Raw genomic sequence first — 20691 nt, 5'->3', positions numbered from 1 at the left:
CCGATGGGGTTGCTCGAGGTCGCGGCGCAGGTCGTCGGCGGCGTCCTCGTCCTCTTCGCCGTCGCCCTCGCCGTCGTCGTCGGCCCGGCCCGGATGCGGACGGCCTCCGACGCGGTTCGGTCGAACCTCCGGGCCGTCGCGTCCGCCGTCGGCGTGTTGGCCGTCGTCCTCGCGGCCAACGGCGTCGTCCGCGACCTGGGGGTCGAAGTGTCGTGGCTCATCGGCGTCAACATCACCGGCTACATCCACGCCATCGAGGGGGAGTTCGTCGCCGTCCTCCAGTCATTCGCGACGCCGGCGCTGACCGCGTACTTCGGGTTCGTCTACGTCTTCGGGTACGTCTTCCTGCTGACGTTTCCGCTCGCGGCGTACCTCCTCCACGACGATCCGCGACCCCTCTACGAACTCCTCGTCGCCTACATCGTCAACTACGGCGTCGGACTCGTCTGCTACGTCGCGTTCATCGCGTACGGGCCGCGGAACTTCATGCCCGAACTCGTGGAGTCGCTTCTCTACACGACGTGGCCGGAGGCGCAGCTCCTGACGACGGAGGTGAACAGGAACACGAACGTCTTCCCGTCGCTCCACACGTCGCTCTCGGTCACCGTCGCCCTCCTCGCACACCGGTTCCGACACGTCTACCCGCGGTGGTACCCCATCTCGGTCGCCCTCGCGGCGTCCATCTCCGTCTCCACGATGTACCTCGGCATCCACTGGGCGACGGACGTGGTCGCCGGCCTCGCGGTGGCCGGTCTGAGCGTCTCCGTCGCCCGGCGGGCGGGGACGGGGTCGGCTCCCGTCATGTCCCAGTGTCCGAAAACGCAGCCGGTTGGACGGCGGTGGGTCGATGGACTGCGCCGCTGGTGGCGCGACGACTGACGTCGTCTACGCAGTAAAACGATCTTTCTGTCGTCGTTTCCCCACCGACAGCGCAGATGACGCGGTGATGTCGTTGCTTCCACGGAAGGTGGTCACGGACGTTCGCTACTCCTCGTACGAAATAGCGAGGCTTCTCTCCTTTGCGAACGATAGTCACCAGTTGCGGCACGATCTCCGTGTCCTGTTTTCTGTCGTCACGGAGGTATCGAGAACCGCGCTGGTCGCCGTATCGACCCACAACGTCCTCTTCAACTCTTGTCTCGTGAAGTTCGCCCGCCCCGTGAGATGGGTCGAGACGTGGGCTCGTTCGATCCGGGACGCATCGATGCCGGTTACACCGTTCAGCGGCAGGTCTCCGAGGGAGACTTCGGTGGAGTCCGTCAGATAGCCATCTCCGGGCGGTCGAACGCTTCGCGGAGCGTCGGTGGTGCGGGGTCGAACCGAGCTCTGAGGCGTCACGAACGTGGGACATCTCGATGCGTCCGCCCTCCAGACCGCGGTCGGTAGTGGTCTTCCTCACCGTGAGACAGCGCACAACGGCGTGTCGTCGGAGCGTGCGTTGCTTCCGAGACATTCCTGTTGAAAACGAGACGCGATCCGTGAGCCAGTACGACGTCCACTCCACGCACTGAAGGAGGCACGACTTCGGAGAGGGCACCCATCGTGACCGAGGCCACGTACCGGTCATGTCCGTCAGAAAAGGTTTCAACACCGCCACCTTTTCCTACTCCGCGATAGTATTCCACTCCTGATGGAATAATCCAGTCCAACTTCACTGGAAAGCGACCCTCTATCTACCGTTAGGTTAAACCGCTAGAATACACCGTTGATGCGGACTCGCACTCGTTTTCACGTTTTGTACGGATTTTTGACGTGAACCGGCTCTCTCCCCATCTCCATCGCAAAAGTTGGTATTTATCTCGTATCTAGGGCCTGATTTGTTGCCAATTGTCCATACTGGTTTAATAACAAAGTCGGTCGGACGAGTTCTGAACGTACGCTCAAGGGGGGACTCAGAGATGAGGATAACAAAGATCAGAGAAGAGGCGATGAAGCACGTAGCGTCCACGCAGATTCCGAACGCGGTCAGGGCCAAACTGACCGACGATGAGAACCGATCGGGACGCCGCGTGCGGTATCTGCGGCGCTTCGCACGGGACGAATCCGTGGCATCGAACAACCTCACGACGCGAGTCGGTCAGCGCGTGAATTCGGCCCTCAGAAACTCTCTCATCGACTCGGCGACGCCGCCGAACGGAGAGTTAAACATCGTCGTTGCCGTGCCGGCGTTCAACGAGGTGGGAAGTGTCGGGTCCGTCGTCGAAGAGGCGAAGAGGCACGCCGACACAGTGCTGGTTATCGATGACGGAAGCGCAGACGGCACAGCAGTTTCCGCGGCCGCCGCCGGTGGGATCGTCATCCGTCACGAAGAAAACCGGGGATACGGTGCGGCGCTCAAGACGGCTTTCGTCGAGGCCGCCCGACGAGGCGCCGACCACCTCGTTATCCTTGACGGCGATGGCCAACACGATGCGGGGGACATCACCAAACTCGTGTCCGCCCAGCGTGCTCGAGACGCGGAAATCGTCGTCGGCAGCCGATTCAAAGGCGGAAGCAAGATGCCGGCGTACCGGCGATTGGGTCTCGAAGCTATCAACGTCATGGTCGGGTTCACGCTGTTCGTTTTAAACGCCGACTTTCGAATCCGAGATACCCAAAGCGGTTTTCGAGCTTACGACCGACGAGCGATCGAGTCGCTCGCCGCCGACAGAGAGCTCACCGACGGAATGGGTGCGAGCATCGACGTTCTCTTCCACGCGTACCGCTACGGCTACCACGTTGAGGAGGTCGACACGACGATATCGTACGAGGGAGTGACGAGTACGCACAACCCCGTCCGACACGGACTCACGCTCGTCAAGCAAGTGGGCAAAACGCTGTTGCCGACGTGACTCGGTCGTCCGGCCACCCGCCGACCCACGCGGTCAGTTTCGACTTGGAGCACTGGCACTCCGCGACGCTCCTCGCTGACGAGGTCGATGACCCGGTCGACCGTATTCGAGAGTCGGTGACGACGGTCCTCGACCTTCTGGCTCGTCACGACGTCTGCGCCACCTTCTTCGTCGTCGGCGAGGTTGCGGCCGACTATCCGGACCTCATCCGGGATATCGCTGACGCCGGCCACGAAATCGGTTCTCACGGCCACACCCACACGCCGCTTTTCGACCTCTCTCCCGACGCGTTCGAGCGTGAACTGCGGGAGTCCTCGGCAGCGATAGAGCGCGCGAGCGGCGTCGAACCCGTCGGATTTCGAGCCCCGAACTTCTCGGTCACGCGCGAGACGCAGTGGGCGTTGCGAGTGCTAGCGTCGAGCGAATACCGCTACGACTCGAGCGTGTTCCCCGTTAAGACGCCGATGTACGGAGTCTCCGGCGCGCCGATTTGGCCGTACATCGCCACCGAGGCCGATCCCTTTCGCGACCGGTCCGAAGGAACCGAAGACGGCATCGTCGAAGTCCCCGTCTCGGTCGCGGGCAGTCGACTCCGAGTGCCGATAGCCGGTGGTTTCTACGTCCGGGTCCTGCCGACGTGGGTGCTGAAGCGCGGAATCGAGAACTTGGAACGTCTCGGAATACCGGCCGTGCTCTACTTCCACCCGTGGGAGTTCAATCCGGAGATACGGGTCGGTTCTCCGCCGTTCCACAGTCGGTTCGTCAGCTTCCACGGCATCGAGAAGACCGAGGCCAAACTCGACCGGCTACTTGATTCGTTCGAGTGGGGGACGGTCGAAGCAGTAGCGACGCGTACGGCCGAACGACACCGTTAGCGCGCCGAGTACCGACCCTCCGCGCGGTGAAACACGACGCGAGACGGGGTCGTAGACCGAGCCCTCAGATAACCCGAGCTTAGTGGGCGTACCTGGGTCATTACAATACTAGATGGCCTCTACACTGATTTTAGAGCACAAGCGTCTAACCGGGACGCGGTTATCGGTCTCGGAAACGACTGGCCGTCGCGACGTTTCCGCTCCGTCACAGATAAGCATGATTCCACAGACCGCTACGAACACTCCAAAATCGGCCCGACGTACAGCGCACGACGACAACCCGTTCGTACGACACCGAACAGCGACCGTCCACCGAGGAGGTTCGGGATAGTGGACGACGATACATCTACCGCGCAAGCGGCGGTACAGACGCAGTCCGAACGGATTTCGGTCGAACTGTGTACCGACGCCGGCGCGTGGGACGCGTTCGTCGAACGGCACGGAGGGTCACCGTTCACCACGTGGCGGTGGGGTGACGTTGTCGAATCCTACGGCCCCGAACGGTACTACTTCGTGGCTACCGTCGGCGGCGACATCGTCGGCGCGGCCCCGTTGTTCCACGTTCGCAGCAGACTGTTCAGGGACAAACTGGTCTCGGTCCCGTTCGCGTCCCGGGGGTCACTCGTCGTGGACGAAGCGTACCGGGAAGCCGCGCGCGACCGACTGTCCGAACTCGTCCGGACGCTGGCCGACGTCTTGGAAGTGGACGTCGCCAGCCTCCAGAGCCGAGACCTCGGTTCGGTCGAATCGTTCGAACACAGACAGCGGTACGTGGCGTACGAGGTCGACGTCGGTGAGGGTCCGGACGCCGTCTGGGACGAGATGAGCTCCAGCCGCCGGACGCACATCCGGCAGGCTGAAGACGACGGTGTTCGAGTTCGCGTCGGCGAGGATACGGCCGACCTCCGGACGTTTTACCGCCTCTACCTCCAGACGATGCGCGGACACGGGAGTCCTCCCCACCCGTTTCGGTTCTTCAAACGCCTCTGGGACAGGTTCCACGGCGACGGGACGATGCGGCTGTACATCGTTGAGCACGACGGAACGCCCATCAACAGCGCCATCGACTTCGCGTTCGGGTCGTGGGTGTACCACTGGAAGGAGGTGTCGGACTACGACTACCGCGACCTCAACGGCGGGAGCCTCCTCGTCTGGAAGGGGCTAGAGTGGGCGGCCGAGAACGGATACGAGACCTACGACCTCGGACGGACCCGCGAAGGGTCCGGTGTCTACATGTTCAAAAAGAGCTTCGGCGGGGACAAGGTCTGGATGGACGACTACCACTACTTCCCCGACGGCGAGGTCGAACTCCCCGACCCCGACCAAGAGAAGTACGAACTGGCCAAACGCGTCTGGCGGCAGATTCCCATCCCCGTAACCCGCGTCATCGGTCCGCCGCTTCGGAGGTCGATCAGCCTCTGACGATGCACGTGCTCTACATCCTCGGTCAGAGTACCGGCGGCCTCCCTCACTACACGGCGGAACTCGCCAACGCCGTCGCAGAACACGCAGACGTGACCGTCTTCAAACCGAACGAGACGAGTGCCGACGACGTGTTCGACCGCGGAATCGATGTCAGGGAGGTGTTCGCCCCGCTGGGTATCTCCATGCCGAAACTCTCGCGGCGCGAGGTCGACCCTCGAGAGGTAGTCCGCGGCATCCTCTCGTACCGGAACGTCCGAGAGGTTCGAACCGTCGACCCCGACATAGTCCACGACACCACCGACCTCTTCCCGCAGGTGAAACTGTTCATGAAACTGCACAGTATCGACGCCCACCTGCCGGTCGTCGTGACGCGCCACGAGGTGGAGAAGCGACGACTCTCGTTCGCTCGCCCGCCCCACCTCGCGGAAGAACTGGTTCACATGGCCATCCCGGACATCAAACTCGACCGAACCGTGGTCCACACGGAGAATCAAAAACGGGCGTTAATCGACCGCGGCGTACCTCCTCAAGACGTGACGGTCATCCCGCACGGGGCCTACACGATATTCGGAAACTACGAAGATATCGACCGCGACCCGGAACCGAACACGCTGCTGTTCTTCGGGAACGTCGTCCGACACAAGGGAATCGACACGCTCGTCCGCGCTATCCCCCTCGTCGCCCGGGACGTTCCAGACGTGAAACTGCTCGTCGCCGGGGACGGACGGATTCCCCGCGACGTGGCACACGTCGTCGCGGAGAATCCGGCGCACTTCGAGGTCCACGACCGGTTCATCCCGAACGAGGAGGTCAGACAGTACTTCGCCCGGGCGCAAGCCGTCGTCATGCCGTACCACGAACGCGAGGGCGGTACGAACGGTCACAGCGGTTCGCTCGCGACGGCCCTCTCGTTCGGGAAGCCGGTAGTCACCTCCCGCGCCGGTGACTTTCCGTCCCTCGTCGAAGAGTCGGGCGCCGGACGGACCGTCCCCTCGGGAGACCCCGAACGACTTGCGGCGACGATACGCGACGTCCTCGGCGACGACCAATCGCGTCGAGAGATGGCAGCGAACAGTCGCAGACTCGGTGAAGAACTCTCTTGGGACAGTATCGCCGAAAAGCACCTCAACCTCTACCACAATGTATCAAGACAACGACGAATCTCGGCCTGACCGCCAGGAGGAGCAGAGAGTCGATGCGAGCGAGGGGCCGCGAGACGACGGGTCGGACAACCGAAACGGCGAAATTCGACTCTCTCGCCGACAGGCGCTTCGTGCGGGCGCCGTCGGCGTCGGAGTGTTCGGCACCGGGTGTACCTCCGACAACCCGTCGAGCGTCGCGTCCGGAAACACCACCTCGGCGCGCGGAGGAACGCCTACGGCGACGGGAAACGACGAGGTTCCGGACACCGACGACATGGAACTGATCCTCGAAGACCGGTTCAGGGCAAACGAACTCGACACGTCGACGTGGCGGGACAAGTACCCGTGGGACGCCCGGACGCACAACTACGACGGATACGCCGCCCCGGAGAACGTCTTCGTCGAGGACGACCGGCTCGTTCTCAAAGCCGAAGACAGGCCGACCAAGGACCGAGAGTTCACGACGGGCGTCGTCTCCGCGAAGGAGGTGTTCGAGCCCGGCTACTTCGAGGCGAACATCAAGATTCCGCCGACCGTTCCGGGGTTCTGGCCCGCCTACTGGCTCACGTCCGCTTCGTATCATCCTCCGGAGATAGATATCTTCGAGTTCTTCGGGGCCGACCCCGAGGTTTACATGACCTACCACTACGCCAACTCCGAAGGCGAGGAACGAAAGGTGCAAGAGACGTGGGGAGGTCCGAACTTAAGCGCGGACTTCCACACGTACAGCGTGGACTGGGACCCACCGGAGAAAGTCGTCTGGTACATCGACGGAATCGAGCGGTTCCGGTACGACGGGCCGCACGTCAGCGACGAATCCTGCTATCTGATACTCAACTTTGGAATCGACCGACCGGGCGACCCCTCCCCGCGTTCGAAGGATCTCCCGGCGACGTACGAAGTCGACTGGATCCGCTGTTGGGAGCGATGATGACGAGCAGAGTTATTCGCCCGGCCAAACTGACCGTCGTCGGTCGGTGCCCTCGCGAACTACACCGATCGTGGCGCGGAGGCGGCCGGCTTGATCCGCGGAGATCCGAATGAGATGAAATCACGCACGCGAGACCGTGAGGGGGCAGTCATCGACATTTTCGAACGGACGAGTACGGGTACGGGGTCGCTACTCGACGTCGGGTGCGGCGACGGCGACCTGACGGTGCGCATCGGAGAGGCGTTCGGCGCTGAGGAACTGTACGGCGTCGACGTCTCACCGGATGCCGTCGAACGAGCCCGAGAACGTGGTCTAACGGCGTTCCGCGTTGACCTCGACGAGGAGACTCTCCCGTTCGACGACGACCAGTTCGCCGCCGTCCATGCGGGCGAAGTGATCGACTATCTACGCGATCCAGACCACCTGTTCGGTGAGGTACAGCGGTGTCTTCGTCCCGGCGGCTTATTCGTCCTCACGACGCCCAACTTGGCATCGATACATAACCGCATCGCCTTACTCTTCGGTAAGTTACCGTACCCGATGCGGGGCGAGTTCGACCGACTGGTCGGCGAGAACGAGGGACCGAGTTCGTTGTCGAAGCGGAGTTCGGTGTTCACGTACGAGACGCTTCACTCGGTACTCTCCGCTCACGATCTTCACGTACTGACTGTACTCGGAGCTACCAGCACACCGCCCGAGGCGTCGACGATACACCGTCTCGTCGAGACGGTGGCGGTGGCGTTTCCGTCGTTGAGTTACCGGAACATCTTCGTCTGCCAAAACACCGGCTGATGGACCGTCGGCGGACGCTGTCGGTACTCCGAAAGCGTCGACGCAGCACCGAAAAAATAGCGTCGGCCCGCCCCGGGCGTCGTCGGTGCGGCGTTAGTCGGTGTAGTCGACGACGTCGCCGTTCAGTTCGGTGGTGACCTCGCCGCCGAACGTCGACACGTCGACGATGTCGCCGCCGAATATCCAGTAGGCGTCGGTGCCAGACCCGACCTTGCCGGAAATCTTTCCTCCCCTGACCTTGTCGTTGGAGTTGATAGAAGCGAACGGGACGTCGGCCTTGATGACGCGACCGGCCGTCTCGACGATGTACCTTACCGAGTTCTTGCCTGAAGCGCGATTGATGACCAGCATATCGACGCGTTGGCCGTCTACGGAGACGTCGGCGTCGCCGTCGAGCGAGAGACTCGTTATCTCGCCGCTGAACCCGAACGAGTCGCTTCCGCTTCCGGTCGAACCGGCCGCGGTGGAACCGGAGACGCTGTCTCCGCCGTCCGCCGCGCCGGCCGGTTCGATGGTGTCCGAGACGGTCACCGAGTACGTCGTACCGCCGCCGTTGCCGTCGAACGTTATCGTGTGCGGTAACGAGGACGACCCGCCGTCGTCAGTCTCGTCGGTCGGCTGTTCGGGGCCGGGGCTGTTGGGGTCGACGAGCGTGTCGGGGTCGACGTACTGGTCGTCGATATACGTCTCGACGGGCGCGTCGTGAGCGAAGTCAATTATCTCGCCGTGATACCGAAAGCCGTCGCCGCCGGAATTGTCTTCGACGCCGCCCGCTAGAGTACCGTCGCTCGATATCCACTCGTCGCTCTCACCGGTGCTCAGTTCACCGCTGTCGACGCTGATGTTCCCGCCACTCGCCTCGAAAGCGTACGTCACGGGGTCGTTGCTGTCAGCGCGCACCCAGAAGTAGTGTTCCGTGTCGTCCGTCGTCTCGTCCGTCGCGTCCTCCGTCGTCTCATCTGTCGAACCGTCGGAACTCGATCCGGAGGTCCAGACGCGGACCCAGTCGACGACCATCTCTTCGCTCCAATGGGTGGACTTGTCGGTGGTGCCGACCTTATCGATCATGTTCGTCAACATCATGTACTGCGGTCCGCCGTTCCTGAGCGCTTCCATCGCAGTGGAGTCGGTGATGGTACCGACATTGATGCCGTCGAAGTAGAAGTCGACGCGGTCCTCGAGCCACCGACATCCGTAGACGTGGAACCCCTCGGTCAGATCGGTCGAAGAGTCGTATTCGACGTCAAGAGATTCGTGCGTCGAACTGTCGTCCGAGACCGTAGATGTCGAGTAGTGAATATGGTACTCCGCACGGTGGGTGTCTTCTCGTCCGCCGTCGTTCTGGAATATTTCGATGAAGTCCAGTTCCGGCGGCCACTCTTCCGTGTTCGGTTTCGACCAGAACGCGGGGAGAACTCCGGTCCGCCCGGGGAGTTTGATGCTAGCTTCCCAGTAGCTGCCCGGTCCGTAGTAGTGCTTGTCCTTCGTGTTCACGGCGGAGGTGGTGACGCTCCCGTCGTACCGCATCGAGAGGTGAAGCTGTCCGTTAGAGACGTTTACCTCGTCCGAACTGACCCGCCCGGCCGAGTTGCGGTCGGTCAAACCCCACCCGTAGCCGACGCTCCACTTGGAGGTGTCCAACGACCCCCCGTCGAACGTGTCCTCGAAGTTGAGCGTCCAGTTGTCCGGGTTCGGTGGTCCTCCGTCGGTTGCTGCCGTCGTAGAGGCGGTGCTTAGGCCGAGCCCTCCCGAGGCGACTACCCCCGTCGCGGCTAGTTTCAGGTAATCTCGCCTCCCGAGCTCTTCACCTTCGTTCTCTTCCCGTTCGTCCGTCTTCTGCCTGCGCGTCATACAGTCCGACAACGAGAACATACTGATATATACATTATTATGTTATCTTATATATGTCAATATGATTTGTGAATTCTACAGATTTTACTTCAAAGTATTAATTACCGAATCCATGAATATAGCGGTCCAGTCCGTACAGCTACATAGACGTTCGAACGCTTCTAAGGCGATCTTAAGGGAGAAACGCGGGCAAATGAAAGCGCGAGGCTAAGCTGTCGGTGGAGACGCGTCTCCTCAGAGGAGATCGGTCGGCGGGACGTCTGCCCAAGGTTCGGAATATGATAATATGAGAGCCTAACGTTGCTCGGAAAAGATGTATTTATGCGGAACGAACGCCTGTCTCTCCTCTACGGGAGACGAGAGAACGTCTCGAAGGTCCGTACGGGTAACTGCGTCGCAGTTCTCGACGCCGATAGTGGGAAGCTTCGTGGAGAGAACAGTCGCTCGCCCCGGCGGACGTCATTGACGCGCCGTGACGACTAACTCTAGGGGTTCCGCTTGTCGGATGGCTCCGTCGTCGGTAAGCGACCACTCCGAGACCGGTGTCCGCCAGTCGCCGTAACGGAACGCCAGGTAGTCTTCGACGGCCGCGGGGGTGTGGACGCCCAACTCCTCGTCGTAGACGATATCGTCGACGTACTTTCGCGGGAGCCACAGCGTGAACATCTCTAAGAGCTGCCTCTTCGGGAACGAGGTCATCTCGATCTCTCCCCCGGCTGACCGCGCGTACTGTTGGACGAGCGGGTACACTACGTCCACGAGCTCTCCCAGCCCCGGTGTGTCGAACTCCTCTTTGACCTGCGACTGGGCCGTCCAGGCGTGCGTCTCGTTCCGACGGAACACCATCACGTCTACGAGTCTCCGGTTCGTCCGCGAGCGAGGCCCCTTCTCGTTCGTCGGGATGAACTGGTACTTGTACGTCCGGCCGTGGTAGGACCGCGACTGAACGCGGTAACCCTGTTCTTCTATCTCCGGGATCAGCCGGTCGACCTTCTCGACGTCTGATGCGAGTATCGCCACGTCGATGTCGTCGTCGTACTTCGTCAGTTCACCGGAACGAACGAGAGTCAGAAGCGTTCCACTTTCGACCCAGTGGGTCACGTCGTTCGAGTCGAACAGTTCGGTGACCCACGCGAGCTGCTCATCCATACGAGTACCGACGAGGTTTGCGCATTTTGTTATGGCCGAGTTAGCGGCCGCGAGGCGGGTATCGCTCGGGTCACCAGAGGAGTCGGTCCGGATTAGCAAGGACGCGTCGGGGGTCAGGACCGTACCACCACGCATACAGCATCGTCCCGCGAGACTTCAGAAGTTCGATAGTTCGCCGGTCGATAACGTCTCGCTCCGCCAGCAATGCGTCCCGTTCGTCGTACAGCGACCCGAGTATCCGACGAAGGGGTGCGAGTCGGAACTGGGCCGTCACGACGGCGTAGACGGACCACACTAGCGTCGTGAACACCACGTATCGCCACGGCAGATTTCTGACGGCGAGTCTGATCCGGTTCGCGATCTGTCGCTCGCGCGTCTCGGCCGAAGGGAGTCGCGCTTTCGGCGTTTGTTTGTGGTACACCTCCACCGAGGGGGCGTAGAGAATGTCCCAGCCCGCGTCGAGCAACCGCAGCGAGAGATCGTGTTCCTCGAATCCGTAGACGAAGTCGGGCGGGTACGCGCCAACGTCGTCGAGCAGTTCGGATCGAATCGCATTTCCGACACCGCAGAACGACGATGCGCGGTACTGCTCGTTCGAGGACATCCGGATGTCTGGCGGGTCGGGAATCTCCATGAGGATGGGGCCTCCGGTCTCGTAACTCCGACTCCGGAAGGCAACCACACCGACGTCCTCGTGCTCTCCGAACAGCGAGACGAGTCGCGACGTCGCGTCGGGGTCTCCCAGTACCGCGTCGTCGTCGATCGTCACGAAGATGTCCCCCGAAGCAAGTTCGAAACCGATGTTGCGAGCCTTCGGGACGCCCATCCGTTCATCGAACTCGTGGTAGTAGACGTCCTTTCCGTCGAACCGTCCGCCGTCGGCGAACAGTTCGCTCGTCTCGTCGGTCGAGCTACTGACGACGACCACCTCGAACGGCTCGTACTGCTGGGCGAGGATAGACTCTATCGCCTCCGCGAGGTCGGTCGGCCGGTTGTACGTCGCGAGGACGAACGAGACGAGCGGGTTGCGTTCCTCCACGTGAATCAATCCTCACGACTGCACGCGCCCGTACGCCAAAGCGTTGGGGGCCCTTCGGCGGCCCGGCAGTCGACGACGGATGTCGCCGGGTCGCGCGTCTGGTTCGCTCCGGGCCCGTACCTCGCCGCGACGATTCGGACGTCGCCGCTACTGTAAACGACGTTGCGAGGTTCAGCGATGGCGTTCGCCTCCCTTCGAGAGAGATACTCCGGCGCGACGGCTCGGCCGTTTGCGTCCCGGATGGCGTTCTTCCGTACGAAGACGTACCCCTCGTCGAGTTGTTCATAGTCGATGGTCGGCTGGTAGTCGGTCTTCAGTGCCACCGTCTCCACGTTGTAGTAGCCCGTGGGAAGAATCGACCGGAGTAACTGGTAGCTGGTGCGGTCCGTAAACACTGGTATTCGGTTCGGGAAGTCGCGGCCTTCGAGTTGGTCCTCGCCTACCGGCGTCGAACTCGGTCGGATGTCGGTACTATCCAGTAGCCAGTCGGCAGCAGCCCGTTCACCGGCCGAGAACACTGAGTCGTGAGCGTCGGCGTTGAACGTCGCGCTCTCGGACTCGGCGAGGGCGGCGAAGGCCAACCCGGAGTTCAGGGCGAGGAGGACGACGAGGACGATGGCGAAAAGCGACCACGGGAGTCGAAACGACCGCGAAGTAGGAAATCGACCGCTGACACGTCCGAGAGCGTCGTCGAACGAGCGGTAGCCCACCGCCGCAAACAGTGCTAACACCGTGAGCACCATCTGATACACTCGGTCCGCGTAGAGGTTCAGGATGACTACGTACGAGAGCGAGAGGAACCCGAATAGCGGAACAGCGAGTGCCGTCAACTCCGTCCGAGCGGGTTCCTCTCCGCGTCTAGCTCGTACCGCATCGACGAAGGTCCGCCACGCGATACCGAAGGCAATGAGTACGGTCATCAGCACGTAGATGTAGAGGTTGAGGTCTTCGAGCGGGGTCGTCTGCTGACCGATGTACGTCACCCCTGCACCGCCGGAGATCGTCCCCTCGTTCAGGAGCGTGACGACTTGGTCGAACGCGCTCGTCGGTATCCCGACCAACGTATCGACGAGCGTCTGCGAAGCTACACCGTACCACGCAGTTGCCGTCCCGAGAAGGACGACCGGATAGACGAACGATAGTCGATGGTCCACGGGGCCGACGAACCGGCCGACGGCCCTGAGGCCGAAAGTCGCGGCCAACAGCGCCAGTCCGAAGAACAACGTCGTCGCGTAGTGCGAGAAGATTAGCCCGAGAACCAACAGCAACGCCGCAGCCTTCCGCCGCGAGTCGTGTACTCCCTCGAACAAGTACAGCCCGAGAAGTAAGACCACGAACAGTTCGGCGAGAAGCTGTTTCCCTGGCGTGTAGGTGAGCGAGATGTGATAGAACGCGAAGAACAGCGCGCCGAACAGTCCGACGCGGGCCCCGAAGACCCGACGGCCGAGGTAGAAGATACCGACCGGAACCAACGAGAACAGGAGTACGTAGACGACGGTGAACGTAGTCCACAGCTCCATTCCCGTCACTATCGTCACCATCCCGGGCACGGCGGTCACGACCGGAAGGGCGTACGCCGACCCGCCGCGGCCGATTGGCCACTCCCCCATCTCTACGATCCGACCGGCGCTGAAGTACAGCGACTGAATGTCGTTTCCGACGACGTGGTTGGTGAGGAGGTTGACTTGCAGAAGCGCCGAAAACGCGACGAAGAACACCAAGACGGGGTAGTGGTTCGGACGGACGACACGCGTCGCAGAGAGCAGCACCACGGCGGCGACGACGACGACGAACAGGTACATCCCTACGTTCGACCCCGTCGAACGCATGATCGCCGCACCGAGAGCCGACAGCGTCGGTAGCACGAAGAGCAACAGTAACACGGGCGCGGAGCCGACGAGGTCGACCTTGACGTCGGGAAATCCCCCGTCGGTGACCGTGGTGAGAGCGAACAGTGCGAGGGTCGTCGCTGTCAAGAGCACCGCCAGCGGCCAGAAGCTAAGCGGATTTTCGACGCCGAGAACCCCCAACCCCGCGTTGGCGAGGAGGGTGAGCGTCGCGAGGAGGGCGAGCCCGAGCCCGCTACTGTAGAGGGCGAATCGTCCACCGGTGTCCGTCCCGACGTCGAGAAGACTCGCGAGCAATGCCCCCGGAACGAACAGGAGCACACCTCCGACGAGGATGCGAACGCCGAACGTCGGCACTCCGAGCGAACCGAGCCAGACGCTCACCCAGAACACGGCGAGTAACCCGAGTACGGTGGTACCGAGGCCGACGTTTCCGACCGACACGCGGAAACGCCGCCTGTGAATCGCGCCCATCGTCTGTCGCCTCATCTCGTGATCCGTGTGATATGTATGGCGTCTGTATCTCCGTTTCAAGGCCAGAGCCATATGTTTTTTCGCTACGACCCCGACGAGACGTCGTCCACCTCGAACCAGCCGTTGTCTTCAGATGAGCGTCCGAATTCCGGGGAGGATGACCTGATCTCTGACGTCGGGAATCGCGACGGTGACGGCGACGTAGACTGCGACGCCGACCGCAATCTCCGCCACCAGTATCGCGACGCCCGTAACCGGGACGGCCCACTTGACGGCGAGGAGGGCGCCACCCATCAGCAGCGACGATGCGGCGTACCAGCCCGCCAATCGATACGGGATAGAGAACGAGACGTATCGGGAGAGATAGCGAGCGTGAAGTACCGTGTTGACGAACCAGGAGGTGGTCGTCGCGATGGCCGCGCCCACGAAGCCGACAGTGACGAGCAACAGGGGGCTGAGAACGAGGTTGAGCGAGACGGCGACGACGGTGGCCCGCGCAGCGAGGTCCGGCCGGTTGATCGCTCGCACCGCACCCTCGACGACGTCGTTGACCGATTGAAACACCTTCTCGACCATCAAGACGACCAGTACCGCCGCGGCGACGACGTATTCGGGACCGAAGATGAATCGAAGAATATCGCTGGCGAATATGGTCGCGCCGACGAGCGCGGGGATGGAGATGAACAAGGTGACTCCCATCGCCGTCGAGATACTGGACCCGATGCGTTCGGTGGCGGCGGCTTCGTTCCACTGGCTGATCTGGGGGAAGAGCGTCACCCCGATGGATTTGCTCACGAGGATGACTAAGAGCGTCACCTGCCACGCGATCTCGTAGGCGCTAACGTAACTCGACGCGAGGAAGTAGCCCACGAACGCCACGTCCATCCAGGAGTACACCCGGCCGCCGACCGACGTGACGGTCTGGTACTTCGAGAATGCGAGAAGGTCCTTGACGGCGTCCATCGTCGGCCGACCGATAGGAACGCCGCACCGACTGTACGCCCACAGGAGTCCGACCGCAGACCCGGCGATGAGTCCGACGACGATACCGCGCGGACCGTAACCGCGGGTAACGAGGAGTGCGCCGAGTCCCAGCCAGACGAGACGGTTCGCAAACTCGATGGGGGCCGTCTCGCCGACGCGCAGTTCTCCACGAACGGCGTGAAGGTACAGTTTCGAGAACTCGTGAGTCGCGAGGCCGACCACGAGCAGTCCCGCCACGTTTGCGCCGATGAAATCGTTGACGCTCCCTCGCCCGAGGAGGATTCCGGCAGCGACCACTGTCGTAGCGGTTGCTTTGAACGCGACCGCCGAACCGAGCGTCCTATCTTGGGTCTGTCCTCCCTCGCTCAACCGTTTCTCCAACGCCCCGCTGATTCCCACGTCGGCGGGTATCGACAGGAGTCCGAGCACCGTCTGAAACAGGAAGTAGATCCCGAGTTGGCCGGCGTCCAGGCTGTTTGCGAAGAAGGTAATCCCTCCGAACATGAGTAGCGCGTTACCTCCTCGCGATAGGAACAGTTTGAACGACGAGCGACTCAGGTCCATCTGTTAACCATCCCGCTCAGCGAACGGGTTTCACACCGCTTTGTGCGTTCGTCATCCAGCTATTTGACAGTTGATGAGGTTACTAGGATGTTCCCCAAAACCGAGGGATATCGGGCGATAGAGTCCAGTTTACGCCCTTACGCTTATTGTCGTCTCGGCCGAACCGCGGCGGTGATGCCCGAGGTTCGCGACACGCTCCGACGACTCGGCCACCGAGGGTCGAAGCTCGCCTCGTCGGTTCGACGGCTTCGATCGCGAGGTCGGTCGCTGTCAGACGCGGAGTGGACCGGCGCGACGGTGAACGTCGTCTTGGTCCTCAGCCTCCTCCTCGCGCCGGCGAGTATCGCGTACGCGCTATCCCTCCCGGACGACCGATACACCGAGTTCTCCGTTCTCACCCGAGACGACTCCGGGAACCTCGTCTCTAACGAGTATCCCCGGAACGTCGAACGCGGCGAGTCGGTTCCGCTCGTCCTCTCGATAGCGAACCACGAACAGACCGGATCGACGTACACCGTCGTCGTCCGACTGCAACAGGTACGGATGGGTGACGGTGGAACCGTCGCGGGGATAGAAACGTCGAAAACGCTCTCTCGAGACCGAGTCACCGTCGCTCCGGGCGGGACCCGGACCATCCCCTACGAGTTCGTGCCGACGATGACCGGGAAGAACCTCCGGGCCAGCTTCCTTCTCTATCGCGGCGAACCGCCCGCGAATCCGAACGCGGAGAGCGCGTACCGCTCGCTCCACCTCTGGATGAACGTCTCAGCGAACGGCGCGGAGTCGGCTGACGAACTCGGCTATCCCCGGCATCCCGTCGAACCGCCAGCGGACTAGTGCGAACGCGACCAAGAGTAACTCCACCAACACGAACCCCGAAAGCGCTAGCCCGTCGACGTTCGACGCTAACGACTCCGACTCGTACACTGGCGACGGCAGGACGGGCCAGAGGAGATAGGTGAGTTTGTCGTACTCGCCGGTCAGGAGCGGCGAGAACGAGTCGGCGACGCTGTGACTAACGTATCCGATTCCGAACGCGACTGCGACCGGTTCCTCGCGCCGCCGGGTGACGAGGTAGACGATCGAAATCACCAATGCGGCGGTCAACAGCGAGTGCGCCAGCGAACGACCGGAGGGGAGGATGCCGAACGTCCATGCCAGCGGTTTGTCCACGAGGTCGGGAAACTGCGTCCCCAGTCCCACGAACGCAACCTCCGGGCCGGTCGGCGGCCGGTCGTCGGCGCGATTCACGAACGCTGACCAGAGCAGGTAGCCGACGGCGGCGTGTCCCCACGGCCACATCGGATCCCCGTTTCGGAGGGCGATACATAACTACACCGTCGAGCGGCAGCCGAGCGTGCCGGAGCGTCGCACACCACTCTCCAGCGAGCGTCGCTCGCAGACCGCTAGTGGTCCGACTCGTGCGCGCGAAGCGTCGTGCCGTAGTTTTCGGCGTGCTCGGTGTACTCGATGAACCGCGGGGCGTCCGGGTCGAACGGACGTCGGAGCGACTCGAACGCCTTCTTCTTGTCCCACGACTGCAGGCCGCCGACGGCCGACCGGTCCTCTAAGTCGTGGTAGTCGAGGTCCGGTTCCGTCAGTTCCCACGCGTCAAGTCCCGTCGCGGTTCGGACGATGACGCTCGAGTACTCGTCCGCCGATCCGACCGACCCGACGGTGATGTCGGCGCAGTACCCCGTGAAGTCGGCGCACTCGTCGCAGCCTTTGAGGGCGGCGTCGTGGAACGCTTCGACGTCCTCCTCCAGTATCATCTCGCCGTCGTGGTCGTACGCCATCATCTTCCCGTCCAACACGTCGAGTTTGCCGATGTCCTCCGGCGGCAAATCGCGCTTTTCGGCCAGTTGTTCGCCGACGAGGCGGTGGTAGTTGAAGTTCTTCGTGCACATCAGCGCGATGGTGTAGTCTATCGCGCGCACGCCGTCCTCCTGGGAGGCGTAGTCCCACTGGAAGTCCTGTAGCGCGCGAATCCCCTCTATCTCGCAGGGCGTCCCGACCAGTGCGAGAGAGAGGTCCTCCGGGGATTTGTCCGGCAGTTTCTCCTCCCACTGATCGATGTCGAGGTTGCCCAGCGCCATCGTCTGGTTGTAGAAACTCCCGGCGTTCGCTATCAGTTCCTCGGGGGTGGTCGCGAGGAACGACTCCGCCTTCCACGGTTCGTCCTCGGACTCGGTGGCGACGAGTGCGCCGTCTATCTCGCCCGCCTCCAGGAGGTGTATCAGGACGGACGTGACGACGCCGCCGTCCTGGGCGTTCCCGCGCCAGTCGTCTTCGACCTTCGCGGAGAACTCCGTTATCGGGTCGCCCGCCCCCTTCACGTTGTCCTCGCCGCCGGTTATCTTCCACTGCCGTTCGTACCGGAGGCCGCCGCGCGGGCAGAAGTCCCAGCAGAGCGAACACCCGGTGCACATCTTCACTAACTCGGGGAGTCCGTCGTCGCCGATGCCGATGGAGTCGGAGGGACAGGAGGCGACGCAGGTGCCACACTGGATGCACCGCCCCTCGTCGATGACCGCGGCGTCGAGTTCCATGAACCACGTCTTGTCCTCGGACTCCTCGATGTCGTTCATCTCGCTGCGGATGGAGTACCCCGGCGTGTCCAACTCGACGCCGTCGGGCACCTGCACGCGCCTGTCCGGCGCGTCGTCGTAGACGTCCTGGCTCTTCCCCGCCGTCGGTTCCGTGAAGTCCAGGTCCCGGAGGTTGCCGTTCTCATCCACGTTCGCGGGACGTGCCCCTCCGTCTGCAACTGCTTCACTCTCCTCGCTACCGCCGGACGAGAGGCCGCACGCGCACCCGCCGCCGCATCCGCAGTCGCCTGCGGAATCGACATCGGAGTCAGCGTCGCTGGACCGCGACTCGACGGGTCGCTTCCGGTACTTGATGAGTTTCGCGTCGTCGCCGGCGTCGGGCGTCCGTCCCGGAGAACTCCCGTCCACCGGCGGGACGCCCGTCTCCGCGTGGTCGTCTCCGGCGTCGGGGACGCTCGGAAGCGTCCGCTTCTCTCGCCCGCCTTCGTCGCCGTCAGTCCCCATGCGCGACACCCCCGGAAACGTCGGCGTCGGCACCCTGCATGACGGTCCGCAGGCGGTCGTTCTCGACGCGGCGGGTCCACTCGTAGAAGCGTTCGCCCTCCTCGCGTTCGTCGGCGTACGCCGCGAACAGTTCTTCGAGCGCAGGTATCACCGATCGGGCCGGGACGGCGTTCTCAACCCAGTCGAGGAACTCGTTGTCGGATCCGAGAGAGCCTCCGAGTCCGAAGTCCATCCCTTCGACGATGTTGTCGCCCTCGTCGTTGGTCGTCCCCTCGGGGTCGTCAACCTTCACCGTCTCCCCGCGGAAGCCGATGTCCGCGATTTGGGGTTGGGCGCACGACGCCGAACACCCGGACATGTGCATCCGGACGACGTCCACGTCGTCGGGGGTGTCTATCCGCCGGTCGAGGGCTTTCGCCCACCGGTAGACGCGGTTCTTCGTCTCGATGATGCCGTAGTTGCAGAACTCCGACCCGGTGCATCCGACCGCGCCGCGGGAGAACGGCCCGGGGTCGTGTTCGTACGTGCGGGCGAACGGTTCGTTCAGGAGGTCAGAGAGGTTCTCCTTCGGCACGTGCGTGACGAGGAAGTTCTGATCCGTCGCCAACCGGACCGACGCCTCGTCCGTCCCGTACTTCTTCGCCGCGCGGGCGGCCGCCGCGAACTCGTCGCCGCCCATCCGACCCGCGATGACGTTGAACCCGACGTAGTAGAGGCCGTCCTGCTTCTGTTCGCGGACGCCGACGTGGTCGCCGGTGTAACTCCGGGTGAGGTCCGTCCCCCGCGTCGGGAGTTCCACGTCGCACCGGTCGCGGACGGCCTCCTCGAACTTCTCCGCGCCCATCTGCTCAACGAGGTACCGCATCCGGCAGACGCCGCGGTTGTTCCTGTCGCCGAGTTCCTTGAACGTCTGCGCGACGGCGCGGCAGAACTCCACCGCGTCCTCCGGCGGGACGAACACGTCGAGGCTCGAGGCCATTCGCGGGCCATCCGAGAGGCCGCCGCCGACGCGGACGTGGAAGCCGTAGACGTCCGCTCCCTTTACCTCCTTGCGCGCGGGCGTGAGGCCGACGTCGTTGATCTGCGACTGCGCGCAGTCCTCGCGGCACCCGGTGACGGTCATCTTGAACTTCCGGGGGAGGTTCGCGTACTCGCGGTTTCCCGTGAAGTAGTCGGAGACGGCGTCGACGACGGGTTGGGCGTCGAAGCACTCGTGGTCCGTCAACCCCGCGGCGGGACATCCGAGGACGTTGCGCGCGCCGTCGCCGCACCCCTGAACGGTCGTCAGGCCCACCTCGTCGTACTTCTCCCACACCTCGGGCATGTCCTCGATCTCTATCCAGTGCATCTGGATGTCTTGCCGCGTCGTGATGTCGAGGAACGCGTCGCCCCAGACGGAGTTTTGGTCCTCTCCGCCGTGTTCCGGCGGCGCGGTGGCGTGTTCCTCCGCGACTTCGCCTATCACCTCGGCCTGTTCGGGCGTCAGGAACCCTCCGGGCACCTTCGTGCGGACCATGAAGTACCCCTCCTGTCGGCCGTGACTGTACATCCCGGCCCACTTCAGACGCTCCCACTCGCCCTCGCCGGCCCGTTCCTCTATCTCCTCGAACGTCAGTCCCTCCTCGGCGTACTCGTGGACGTCCTCTATCACGTCGAGGGGGTGTTTCTCTTGCTTCCAGCGTTCGACAGTGTTCATGATGTACCTCCTCAAAGAGGCGTGGTACCACATAACTG

General features: G+C 62.8%; 16 protein-coding genes. 8 read left to right on the top strand and 8 right to left on the bottom strand.

What is annotated here, in order from left to right:
- The first annotated feature begins 3 nt into the window (after window positions 1–3).
- The 7 genes from ACZ522_RS02990 (at window position 4) to ACZ522_RS02960 (ending at window position 7996) form a co-directional block, all read left to right on the top strand.
- Window positions 4–879 (top strand): phosphatase PAP2 family protein, encoded by an 876-nt coding sequence (locus ACZ522_RS02990; RefSeq protein ID WP_379694980.1) that lies wholly within the window; start codon window positions 4–6, stop codon window positions 877–879.
- Window positions 880–1898: 1019 nt separating this feature from the next.
- On the top strand, window positions 1899–2831 hold the full coding sequence (locus ACZ522_RS02985) for a glycosyltransferase family 2 protein (RefSeq protein ID WP_379694982.1): 933 nt from the start codon (window positions 1899–1901) through the stop codon (window positions 2829–2831).
- On the top strand, window positions 2828–3706 hold the full coding sequence (locus tag ACZ522_RS02980; protein ID WP_379694984.1) for a polysaccharide deacetylase family protein: 879 nt from the start codon (window positions 2828–2830) through the stop codon (window positions 3704–3706). The genes ACZ522_RS02985 and ACZ522_RS02980 overlap by 4 nt, the downstream gene beginning before the upstream one ends.
- Before the next feature lie 330 nt (window positions 3707–4036).
- On the top strand, window positions 4037–5128 hold the full coding sequence (locus tag ACZ522_RS02975) for a lipid II:glycine glycyltransferase FemX (RefSeq protein WP_379694986.1): 1092 nt from the start codon (window positions 4037–4039) through the stop codon (window positions 5126–5128).
- Between the two features lie 2 nt (window positions 5129–5130).
- On the top strand, window positions 5131–6303 hold the full coding sequence (locus ACZ522_RS02970; RefSeq protein WP_379694988.1) for a glycosyltransferase family 4 protein: 1173 nt from the start codon (window positions 5131–5133) through the stop codon (window positions 6301–6303).
- Entirely contained in the window at window positions 6272–7204 is a 933-nt protein-coding gene (locus ACZ522_RS02965) for a glycoside hydrolase family 16 protein (RefSeq protein ID WP_379694990.1), read from the top strand. Before ACZ522_RS02970 ends, ACZ522_RS02965 begins: the two co-directional genes overlap by 32 nt.
- A gap of 114 nt (window positions 7205–7318) precedes the next feature.
- The gene (locus tag ACZ522_RS02960) at window positions 7319–7996 is read left to right on the top strand and encodes a class I SAM-dependent methyltransferase (RefSeq protein WP_379694992.1); all 678 of its coding nucleotides are present in this window, start codon (window positions 7319–7321) and stop codon (window positions 7994–7996) included.
- 93 nt (window positions 7997–8089) lie between these two features.
- Here the strand turns inward: ACZ522_RS02960 and ACZ522_RS02955 are convergent, their stop codons facing one another.
- From ACZ522_RS02955 to ACZ522_RS02935, 5 genes are all read right to left on the bottom strand, one after another.
- Window positions 8090–9847, bottom strand: coding sequence for a glycoside hydrolase family 16 protein (locus ACZ522_RS02955; RefSeq protein WP_379694994.1), 1758 nt, complete (start codon window positions 9845–9847; stop codon window positions 8090–8092).
- 459 nt (window positions 9848–10306) lie between these two features.
- Entirely contained in the window at window positions 10307–11131 is an 825-nt protein-coding gene (locus tag ACZ522_RS02950; RefSeq protein ID WP_464391756.1) for a hypothetical protein, read from the bottom strand.
- On the bottom strand, window positions 11067–12035 hold the full coding sequence (locus ACZ522_RS02945) for a glycosyltransferase family 2 protein (RefSeq protein ID WP_379694998.1): 969 nt from the start codon (window positions 12033–12035) through the stop codon (window positions 11067–11069). The genes ACZ522_RS02950 and ACZ522_RS02945 overlap by 65 nt, the downstream gene beginning before the upstream one ends.
- 5 nt (window positions 12036–12040) lie before the next feature.
- Window positions 12041–14356: a DUF2206 domain-containing protein gene (locus tag ACZ522_RS02940; protein ID WP_464391755.1), complete on the bottom strand. Its 2316-nt coding sequence runs from the start codon at window positions 14354–14356 to the stop codon at window positions 12041–12043.
- Between the two features lie 129 nt (window positions 14357–14485).
- Complete coding sequence (locus ACZ522_RS02935; RefSeq protein ID WP_464391754.1) at window positions 14486–15844, bottom strand: oligosaccharide flippase family protein; 1359 nt, start codon at window positions 15842–15844, stop codon at window positions 14486–14488.
- 234 nt (window positions 15845–16078) lie between these two features.
- On the opposite strand from ACZ522_RS02935, the gene ACZ522_RS02930 reads away from it, so the two are divergent.
- On the top strand, window positions 16079–16741 hold the full coding sequence (locus ACZ522_RS02930; RefSeq protein ID WP_379695004.1) for a DUF1616 domain-containing protein: 663 nt from the start codon (window positions 16079–16081) through the stop codon (window positions 16739–16741).
- Here the strand turns inward: ACZ522_RS02930 and ACZ522_RS02925 are convergent.
- From ACZ522_RS02925 to ACZ522_RS02915, 3 genes are all read right to left on the bottom strand, one after another.
- Window positions 16670–17206, bottom strand: a complete 537-nt coding sequence (locus ACZ522_RS02925) for a metal-dependent hydrolase (protein WP_379695006.1) — start codon at window positions 17204–17206, stop codon at window positions 16670–16672. The genes ACZ522_RS02930 and ACZ522_RS02925 overlap by 72 nt on opposite strands.
- Window positions 17207–17310: 104 nt before the next feature.
- Window positions 17311–18957, bottom strand: a complete 1647-nt coding sequence (locus tag ACZ522_RS02920) for a Coenzyme F420 hydrogenase/dehydrogenase, beta subunit C-terminal domain (protein ID WP_379695008.1) — start codon at window positions 18955–18957, stop codon at window positions 17311–17313.
- Window positions 18947–20653, bottom strand: a complete 1707-nt coding sequence (locus ACZ522_RS02915) for a nitrite/sulfite reductase (RefSeq protein ID WP_379695010.1) — start codon at window positions 20651–20653, stop codon at window positions 18947–18949. The genes ACZ522_RS02920 and ACZ522_RS02915 overlap by 11 nt, the downstream gene beginning before the upstream one ends.
- Window positions 20654–20691: the final 38 nt, after the last annotated feature.

The organism is Halopelagius fulvigenes, assembly GCF_055398025.1.
Note: the sequence above shows the minus strand (reverse complement) of the source record. Positions and strands in the feature narration are given on the sequence as shown.

Coding starts and splice junctions, on each gene's coding strand:
- ACZ522_RS02950 (WP_464391756.1), bottom strand. CDS start 11,131: ATGCGTGGTGGTACGGTCCTGACCCCCGACGCGTCCTTGCTAATCCGG.
- ACZ522_RS02920 (WP_379695008.1), bottom strand. CDS start 18,957: ATGGGGACTGACGGCGACGAAGGCGGGCGAGAGAAGCGGACGCTTCCG.
- ACZ522_RS02985 (WP_379694982.1), top strand. CDS start 1,899: ATGAGGATAACAAAGATCAGAGAAGAGGCGATGAAGCACGTAGCGTCC.
- ACZ522_RS02970 (WP_379694988.1), top strand. CDS start 5,131: ATGCACGTGCTCTACATCCTCGGTCAGAGTACCGGCGGCCTCCCTCAC.
- ACZ522_RS02930 (WP_379695004.1), top strand. CDS start 16,079: ATGCCCGAGGTTCGCGACACGCTCCGACGACTCGGCCACCGAGGGTCG.
- ACZ522_RS02935 (WP_464391754.1), bottom strand. CDS start 15,844: ATGTTCGGAGGGATTACCTTCTTCGCAAACAGCCTGGACGCCGGCCAA.
- ACZ522_RS02960 (WP_379694992.1), top strand. CDS start 7,319: ATGAAATCACGCACGCGAGACCGTGAGGGGGCAGTCATCGACATTTTC.
- ACZ522_RS02915 (WP_379695010.1), bottom strand. CDS start 20,653: ATGAACACTGTCGAACGCTGGAAGCAAGAGAAACACCCCCTCGACGTG.
- ACZ522_RS02990 (WP_379694980.1), top strand. CDS start 4: ATGGGGTTGCTCGAGGTCGCGGCGCAGGTCGTCGGCGGCGTCCTCGTC.
- ACZ522_RS02925 (WP_379695006.1), bottom strand. CDS start 17,206: ATGTGGCCGTGGGGACACGCCGCCGTCGGCTACCTGCTCTGGTCAGCG.
- ACZ522_RS02940 (WP_464391755.1), bottom strand. CDS start 14,356: ATGGGCGCGATTCACAGGCGGCGTTTCCGCGTGTCGGTCGGAAACGTC.
- ACZ522_RS02955 (WP_379694994.1), bottom strand. CDS start 9,847: ATGACGCGCAGGCAGAAGACGGACGAACGGGAAGAGAACGAAGGTGAA.
- ACZ522_RS02965 (WP_379694990.1), top strand. CDS start 6,272: ATGTATCAAGACAACGACGAATCTCGGCCTGACCGCCAGGAGGAGCAG.